This is a genomic window from Mycobacterium sp. ACS4331, assembly GCF_001667265.1.
Lineage (GTDB): Bacteria > Actinomycetota > Actinomycetes > Mycobacteriales > Mycobacteriaceae > Mycobacterium.
The window spans coordinates 1-8,009 of sequence record NZ_LZHW01000067.1 but is presented as its reverse complement, the minus strand read 5'-3'; the positions used below and the strand labels follow the sequence as shown (position 1 = coordinate 8,009).

The 8,009-nt window shown below is 67.2% G+C and carries 9 protein-coding genes and 1 pseudogene; 6 read left to right on the top strand and 4 right to left on the bottom strand.

What is annotated here, in order from left to right; translation table 11 throughout:
* Positions 1 to 330 (top strand): annotated as a pseudogene (locus A5727_RS27885) (hypothetical protein); the annotation flags it as partial.
* A 73-nt stretch (positions 331 to 403) separates the two neighbouring features.
* Positions 404 to 1,768, top strand: a complete 1,365-nt coding sequence (locus tag A5727_RS15865; protein ID WP_068251218.1) for a flavin monoamine oxidase family protein — start codon at positions 404 to 406, stop codon at positions 1,766 to 1,768.
* Between the two features lie 3 nt (positions 1,769 to 1,771).
* Here the strand turns inward: A5727_RS15865 and A5727_RS15860 are convergent, their stop codons facing one another.
* From A5727_RS15860 to A5727_RS15850, 3 genes are read right to left on the bottom strand one after another with little or no spacing between them, the layout of a single operon-like run.
* Positions 1,772 to 3,004: a cytochrome P450 gene (locus A5727_RS15860; protein ID WP_068251215.1), complete on the bottom strand. Its 1,233-nt coding sequence runs from the start codon at positions 3,002 to 3,004 to the stop codon at positions 1,772 to 1,774.
* A 34-nt stretch (positions 3,005 to 3,038) separates the two neighbouring features.
* Positions 3,039 to 4,253 carry a tRNA guanosine(34) transglycosylase Tgt gene (tgt, locus tag A5727_RS15855; RefSeq protein WP_068251212.1) on the bottom strand — a complete coding sequence of 405 codons (1,215 nt, stop codon included), beginning with the start codon at positions 4,251 to 4,253 and terminating at the stop codon, positions 3,039 to 3,041.
* On the bottom strand, positions 4,246 to 4,992 hold the full coding sequence (locus A5727_RS15850; RefSeq protein WP_231992092.1) for an HAD-IB family hydrolase: 747 nt from the start codon (positions 4,990 to 4,992) through the stop codon (positions 4,246 to 4,248). The genes tgt and A5727_RS15850 overlap by 8 nt, the downstream gene beginning before the upstream one ends.
* Before the next feature lie 81 nt (positions 4,993 to 5,073).
* Between A5727_RS15850 and A5727_RS15845 the strand changes: the two genes are divergently transcribed.
* From A5727_RS15845 to A5727_RS15835, 3 genes are all read left to right on the top strand, one after another.
* Positions 5,074 to 5,496: a lipoprotein LpqH gene (locus A5727_RS15845; protein WP_068251224.1), complete on the top strand. Its 423-nt coding sequence runs from the start codon at positions 5,074 to 5,076 to the stop codon at positions 5,494 to 5,496.
* A gap of 50 nt (positions 5,497 to 5,546) precedes the next feature.
* Entirely contained in the window at positions 5,547 to 5,987 is a 441-nt protein-coding gene (locus A5727_RS15840) for a lipoprotein LpqH (RefSeq protein ID WP_231992091.1), read from the top strand.
* A gap of 183 nt (positions 5,988 to 6,170) precedes the next feature.
* Positions 6,171 to 6,671 carry a lipoprotein LpqH gene (locus tag A5727_RS15835; protein WP_068251204.1) on the top strand — a complete coding sequence of 167 codons (501 nt, stop codon included), beginning with the start codon at positions 6,171 to 6,173 and terminating at the stop codon, positions 6,669 to 6,671.
* A 480-nt stretch (positions 6,672 to 7,151) separates the two neighbouring features.
* Here A5727_RS15835 and A5727_RS15830 read toward each other — a convergent pair whose 3' ends face one another.
* Positions 7,152 to 7,571: a hypothetical protein gene (locus A5727_RS15830; protein WP_068251202.1), complete on the bottom strand. Its 420-nt coding sequence runs from the start codon at positions 7,569 to 7,571 to the stop codon at positions 7,152 to 7,154.
* 136 nt (positions 7,572 to 7,707) lie between these two features.
* Here A5727_RS15830 and A5727_RS15825 point away from each other — a divergent pair.
* The coding region (locus A5727_RS15825; protein ID WP_197507674.1) for a peptidoglycan-binding protein at positions 7,708 to 8,009 on the top strand (302 nt) is incomplete at its 3' end.

Here is an 8,009-nt window from a genome sequence, read left to right as displayed (position 1 = left end):
CCATCGAACCTTCGCTGCCTGTGCCGAAAGAACCACCTGCTCAAGACGTTCTGGACCGGAGAGCAGGGCTGGTCGGACGTGCAGCACCCCGACGGCACCATCGTCTGGACCGCACCCACCGGCCACACCTACACCACCCACCCGAGTAGCCGCATCGTGTTCCCGCACTGGGACACCACCACCGCACCACTGCCCCCGGTGATCCAGCCGACACCAGCCCCCACACCGGCGAGCACCCGCGGGTTACAGATGCCCAAACGAAATCGCACACGCACCGCCGAAGAGACCGCGCGCATCAAACATGCACGCGCACACAGAGACACAAGCTGATATAGATCGACGCCGGTCTCGGCATGGGATATTTCATATTCCACGGCCCGCCCTCTGTGAAAGAGTCGACGGCATGTCACGTCGTGAAGCAGACGTCATCATCGTGGGCGCCGGTCTGTCCGGGCTGATCGCAGCACGCACCGTGCTGCAGGCCGGGCTGACGCCTCTGGTCCTCGAGGCCGACGAACGTGTCGGTGGGCGCATCCTGACCGAGGACGCCCTGCCCGGCGTGCCCGTGGAACTCGGCGCGCAGTGGATCGGCGACACCCACGAACGGATGTTCGCGCTGGCCGCCGAACTGGGGGTCGAAACGTTCCCGCAGTACGACGAGGGCGAGACCTCCTACGACCTGGTGGGATCAGGAGTGCTGCGGGAGAACGCGTTTCACAGGCGATTCGGTTCGGAGCTCGCCGAACTCGAGAAGGTCCTGCGCCTGCTCGATGAGCTGGCCGCCGAGGTTCCACCCGAGGCACCGTGGCTGGCACCGCGGGCCGCGGAATGGGACGCGATCACCGCGGGCGCCTGGTACGACGGGCAGGGCCTGTCGCCGGTGGCCCGCACCCTGCTTGAGATCTGCACGGTTGGCATCCTCGCTGTGCCCACCGTCGAGGTGTCGTTCCTGCATCTGCTGTTCACCATCCAGACCTGCGGCGTGACCTCTGAACTGTTCGCCGAATCCGAGGGCGGCGCCCAGACCGTGCGGTTCGTCGGTGGCACCGGTGAGATCCCGAAGAGGCTGGCGGCGCTGTTCACCGAGCACATCGTGCTCAACGCGCCGGTTCTGCTGATCGAACACGGCACCGACCGCGTCACCGTGCACTGCCGCGGCGGCCTGGTGGCGCAGGGCCGGCGGGTCATCGTGGCGATCTCCCCCACCCTGGCCGGTCGCATCATGTACGACCCGCCGCTGCCGGGTGTCCGCGATCAGCTCACCCAACGTCTGCCCAACGCCTCGGCGATGAAGGCGTTCTTCATCTACGACGAGCCGTTCTGGCGGGCCGATGGCCTCAACGGTCAGCTCATCTCCGACGTCGGCCCCGCCCGGATGTCCAACGACACCTGCATCCCGGGCGACGACCACGGCGTGCTGCTGCTGTTCCTCGAAGGCGAACAGGCGCGCACCTTCGGCCGCCTGCCCGAAGCGGAGCGGCGCGCGGCCATGACCGCGGAACTGGTGCGGCACTTCGGCGAGCGTGCCGCACGGCCCGAGTTCTACGTCGACGGCGAATGGTCTGACCGCCAGTGGACGCGGGGCTGTTACAACGCCAACTGCGGCCCGCTGGTGTGGACGACGTTCGGCCACGCACTCGCCGAGCCGATCGGCGTGATCCATTGGGCGTCAACGGACACCGCGGTTCGGTGGAGCGCCTACATGGAGGGCGCCGTGGAGGCCGGGGAACGCGCGGCGCGGGCCGTCATCGCCGAGCTGGCGGGCTGAGGCTCACACCTCGACCGGCAGGGTCGCCATCCCCCGCAGCGTCACGTTGGGCTTGTACGCGGGTTCGCCCGCCAGTCGAGCGTCGGGGAACCGCGCGGTCAGCGCCGACAGCGCGATGGTCGCCTCCAGACGCGCCAGCGGCGCCCCCAGGCAGAAGTGCGGGCCGAGCCCGAACGCCAGGTGCCTGATCGCACCCCGGTGCGGGTCGAAGGAGTCCGGGTTGTCGTAGTGCGCGGGGTCGCGTTGTGCGGCGGCCAGCAGCAGCATCATCACGTCGCCCTTGGGGACCGAGACGTCACCGATGGTCATGTCCTCCCCCGCAACGCGACTGGTCATCTGCACCGGCGGGTCGTAACGCAGCGTCTCCTCGACGACCGCCGACGCCAGCTCCGGGCTTCCGCGCAACGCTGCCCACAGCTGCGGGTTCCGCAGCATCGCCAGGGCGGCATTGGCGATCAGGTTGACCGTTGTCTCGTGGCCGGCGATCAGCAGCAGATTGCATGTCGCGACGATCTCGTCCTCGGTCAGCTGGTCGCCGTCCTCCTCGGCCGCGATCAGCGCGGAGATCAGATCCTCGCGGGGATCCGCCCGCCGCTGCGCGACCAGGTCGCGCAGGTACCCCCGCAGCCACTGGCCGGCTTCGAGACGCTGGTCGAGATCGTCGCGCAGTTGGCCGGTGAACGTCGCGAACGGGTCCAGCCCCTGCGCCAGCAGCCCGGAGGCCCAACTGAACTGAGGTTCGTCGGCCAGCGGGACACCCAGGAGTCGGCAGATGACGGCCACGGGCAGCGGGTGGGCCAGGTCCGCGACGAGGTCGATCGTCGAGTCGGACTCCAACGCCGAGAGCAGACCGTCCACCATGCTCACGACATCAGGTTCGAGCGCCCGGACCACCTTGGGCGCGAAGGCATTCTGCGCGAGCTTGCGCAGACGCGTGTGATCGGGCGGATCCAGGAACAGGAATCCGGGCGCACCGAACGGGCGGGCCGACTGGCCCGCGGCGACCGCGCGTTGGACCATGGTGGATTTCAGGCGGTCGTTGGCGGAGTGGGGATGCCGAAGCACCTCGTCGCACTCGCCGTAGGTCGCGAACACCGCCAGGTTGTTCGCCGGCAGGGACAGCGGGCCGTGTTCGCGGATCCGCCGGTAGAGCGGATACGGGTCGGCCCGGCTGTCCGGGTCAAGCAACTGCACCAGCAGCTGTTGGGGTTCGGCGAGATCTGCTGCACCGGCCATGAGGTCATTGTGCACACCGGCACGCCGCCGCAGGTCAGATGCGTGAACCCGCGTAATAGCGGCCCAGCACCTCCGCGCGGAGCTCGTCGAAACTGCCCGCGGAGATCGACTCCCGGATCTGGTCCACCAGCCGTATGGTGAACCGCTCGTTGTGGATCGTGGCCAGCGTCGACGCCAGGATCTCCTTGGCCTTGAACAGGTGGTGCAGATACGCGCGCGTGTAGTTGCCGCACGTGTAGCAGTCACATTCGGGGTCCAGCGGGGTGAAGTCGCGTTTGTAGCGCGCGCCGGTGATGTTGTAACGCCCCGTCATCGAGTAGATCGCGGCGTTGCGGGCGACCCGCGACGGCGACACACAGTCGAAGGTGTCGGCCCCGGCCGCCACAGCCGCGAACAGATCGTCGGGTTCGCTGATGCCCAGGAGGTGGCGGGGCTTGTCCTCAGGCAGTTCGTCGGTCACCCACCCGACGATCGTCGCAAGGTTCTGCTTCTCCAGCGCGCCGCCGATCCCGAAGCCGTCGAAGCCGCCGATGTCGACGAGCCCACGGGTGGCCGCCCGGCGCAGATCCTCATACTGCGCGCCCTGGACCACACCGAACAGCGCCTGGTACGGCTTGTCCGCGCGGACCTCGGTCAGTCGCCGATGCTCGGCGACGCAGCGCACGGCCCAGTCGTGCGTCCGACGCACCGACTGCTCCTGGTAGCCGCGGGTGTTGACCAGCGTGGTCAACTCGTCGAAGGCGAAGATGATGTCGGCGCCCAGTTGGTGCTGGATACCCATCGACACCTCGGGTGTGAAGCGGTGCGTCGATCCGTCCAGGTGAGAGGTGAACGTCACACCGTCGTCGTCGACACGTGCGAGGCGTTCCTTGCCCTCGGCGATGATGTCGTCGGCCTGCACGCGGTTGGCGTCCATCGCCAGCACCTTGCGGAACCCCGCCCCAAGCGACAGCACTTGGAAGCCGCCGCTGTCGGTGAAGGTGGGCCCCGACCAGTTCATGAATGCGCCCAGGCCCCCGGCCTCGTCGACGACATCGGCGCCGGGCTGCAGGTAGAGGTGGTAGGCGTTGGCCAGAACCGCCTGGGCTCCAACCGATTTCATGGTCTCGGGCAGCACAGCCTTGACGGTGGCCTTGGTGCCGACGGCGACGAAGGCCGGGGTGTGCACATCGCCATGCGGCGTGTGTATCACCCCGGTGCGGCCACGGCCGCCTGGCAAGGTGTCGCGCACCTCGAAGAAATCACCCACGCGGGGTATTCAACCCGATGCGCAGCCTGCGGCCGCGCCGGCCATTGATCCGCAGGATCGGCCACCCGGACGCGGCCGCCGCCGCGGCCATCCGCGGCCGGGGGTTGACCGGGCGGGGATGGCCCACCGCGCGCATCAGCGCGATGTCCTCGTCGCCGTCGGCGTAGAAGTAGCTGCGTCCCAGGTCGACCCCGTGAGCTGCGCTGAAGTCGGTCGCCGCGTCGGCCTTGCGGGTCCCCCAGATGATCGGCTCGACGATGCCACCGGTGAGCCGGCCCGCCTCATCGACGACGAAGTGGTTGCAGATCAGATGCGGAATGTTCAACGCCCGTGCCACCGGGCCGGCGTGGATGGTCAACGCCGACGAGCTGAGCACCACCGTGTGCCCGCGGTCGAGGTGTGCCCGAACGATGTCGGTCATGTCGAGATGCAGGCGCGCACGGATGCTGCTGTGGAACAACTGGTCACCGAGCACCTCGAGTTCGTCCAATCGGGCGCCGCGCAGGTATCCCGCCGCCCGGACCAGGAGCCGATCGAACTCGATGCGCCCCAACCGGTAGCGCACGGCGGCCTCCACCACCCCGAGCAGTTCCCCGACCGTGGCCTCGCGCTGCCGAATCCGATGCCGGGCATGCGCGGCCGGGGTGAAACCGGGCAGCATGGTGCCGTCCAGGTCGAAGAACGCGCCGATCTCGGCGGCCCCCGGTGCCGCGGCGATATCCGCGAACACGTCAGTCATCGCCATCGAACCCATCCCGCAGCAGCCCCCAAGCCGTCCCCGACACTGGCCAGCTTAGGGGTGGCGGCCATACTCGACGCCATGAAGCCTCTCGTGCTTGCCGGCAGTGTGGCCGTGCTGCTGATGGTCACCGCATGCTCGTCGCAGGACTCGGCGTCCACGGCCGCCGACACCCGCGTCACACTCGGTTCCAGCGAGATCGGTCCCGTCGCGTCGGTCGACTGCCAGACGGCCGAGGGCATCACGACGATCACCATCGAGGCACCCCAGAAGACCACCGTGGTGGTCACCGACGCCGACAAACCGGAGGTGCAGTCGGTCAGCATCGGTGAGCCCGGTTCGGACGGGCCGTCGCTGATCGTGCTCGGCGGCGTGTCGGCCCCGACCGAGATCATCCGGGACGACAAGACCTTCACCATGAAGGGCTCCGGCACGGGCTCGGAGTCGGGTGACCCTGCGGGGACCGCTGAGGTGCCGTTCGAGATCGAGGTCACCTGCCCGTGACCGGTTCGGAAACGGATCCGCGGCGACAGTCGTCCCGCTACCCTGCACGGGTGAGAATCGCCGCGCTGACCATCGCCTCCGCCGCAGTGTCTCTGGTGGCCGCCGGATGCTCCTCGGCTCCCGAGAAGGCCAGTCCTCCCCCCGGCACGCTCATCGCCGGCACCGCGCAGATCACCATCGGCGACGCCGATCTCGGTGAGTTCACGTCGGTGGAGTGCGTGGCGGCCGGACCGCTGACCACCATCACCACGGGTGACGACGCGGCGGGCAGCACGTCGGTGATCTCCAACGCCGACGGGCTGAGCGCCAAGTCGGTCTCCATTCGGGGACTCGGCGGCTTCACGGGCAGCTACCAGGACGGCCTCGGCGGTGATGCCGAGGTCAGCATGAACGGCAATACCTACACGATCTCGGGAACCGCCGACGGATTCGACACCGACAAGCCGAGTTTCCGCACCACCGGGACGTTCACCATCAAGGTCGCCTGCTGAAAATCAGCCCCGCGGGATTTCGGGAAATTCATCGCCCAGCAAACCGCTGAACGGGTACGTGCTGCGTTGTTGCGTTGCTGGCAAATTTATTTCCGATTTTCGCGCCATTCTTCAAATGGTTGACCATACTTTTTTGGGTAGATCCGGCGGAATCGCCGGATCGCGACCGAAGGAGACACAGGGGTGAAAAAGGCTATTGCAGTCGCCATCAGCGGGGCGGCGATCGTCGTCGGGGGATTGGTCGGCTGTTCCAGTGACAAATCCGTCGAGGAACAGGTCAAGGACGCCACCGACACCGCGAAGAGCGCCGTGACCTCAGCCACCGACGCCGCGAAGGAAGCCGTGAACGGACCCAAGCTCACGATCGATGGCCAGGACCAGAACATCGAGGGCGACGTCACCTGCAGCGCCATGGGCGGCAATGTGCAGATCGCGCTCACCGGCAACACCCAGGGCATCGGCGCCCAGCTCAGCGAGGGCGACGATCCGGTCGTGCACCAGGTCGGCATCGGCAGCTTCAACGGCACCGTGCTCGGCTTCCAGGAGGGCGCACCCGGCGGCGAGGCCACCGCCACCAAGGACGGCAACACCTACACGATCAAGGGCACGGCGACCGGTGTGGACATGGCCAATCCCATGCAGCCGCTGACCAAACCGTTCGAGCTCACGGTCACCTGCCCCTGAGCACCCCATGACGGCGGCGCACCCCCGCCGGAGTTGCAGATCGGTACCGGCAGCGCCCGTCACCCGGACCTGATCCGCCCGCCGGAGCTGGGCGCCCCACCAGGAGGCCGCTGCCGCTACGGGGGCCAAGGGCCGGCCAAAGGCAGCGGCCAGCACCCTCTCGCTCAGGCCAGCGCCGTAGGCCCATCTTCCCTTCCGATTCTGGGATACTTGGATCATCAGGTGATCCGTCTCCGCCAAGTTGAACCGGCTGTAGAGGCTGAGGATCAGGTCAGCTATGCCGGCCTGTTCGGCCAGACCCGTCAGGGCTCTGCCTGGCTCAGCGACGATCAGGGTGGGCCGGGCGCCTAGCGTTCCGGCCACCCGCTCCAGGTCGGCGCCCAAGTCTGCCAGGGCGCGATCGACCAGGAGGAGGACCGCCTCCCCCTCCTGTAACCCCAGCCCTTCCTGCCAAAGTCGAACGCGCCAGTCCATCGCTCCCTACGCCTCCGGGCTGAACTTAATCTCGGGCAGGCGGACGGTATTGCCGTAGATGATCGCCTCGACCGCCTTGGCTGACGCCTGGCCAGAGAGCGCCTCCTGCACCGGGTGGGTGGTCAGGAAGATCTCGGTCGTCCCCAAGAGGTGCGAGAGCACAGCGTCACCCACCCCTTCCGGAATCGCCATACCAACGGCCAGTTGCTCGGTCCAGCGGACGAAGAGGACATGCACTCGCTCGCCAGCATGAAAGCCCCACTGGTAGGTGAAGCCCTCGGGGCTCACGGCGAGCACGCTCTTAATCAGAAGATCAATCTGCGGAATCATGAAAAAGGCCATCTTCTTGCCGTCGGGTGCGACGACGGTTGCGGCCTCGGTCGGCATGAAGATCATCGGCTCAGAGCCCAGCGCCCATTCGGCCATGTGTGGAGCCACCTCTCTAGTAGATCTCATCTTCCCTTTGGACGGTCTTTCGCATCCGGGCGATTTGCGGCATAGGCTACGATTTTTGGGGAGACTGTAGCATCGAGAGCATCTCAACCAGAAAGGAGAGAACCAGATGTCCAAGCGGACCCTGTTGGGCCTACTTGTCCTCTCGCTACTCTTCGCCCTGTCGCTGCCACTGGTGGCTCACGGTCAGGCGCGTGCCACCCTTCGTTACGGCTCGACTGGCGGGGACGTGAGGGTCGCCCAGACCAAGTTGAAGGATTGGGGTTATTACTGGGGCAACGTTGACGGCATTTATGGCTGGCGCATGCTCCAGGCGCTCTACGACTTCCAGGCTGCAAACGGACTCATGGTGGATGGCATTGTCGGTCCCAGCACCTGGGCCGCCCTCGGCGAGTACGGCGGTGGTGGCGG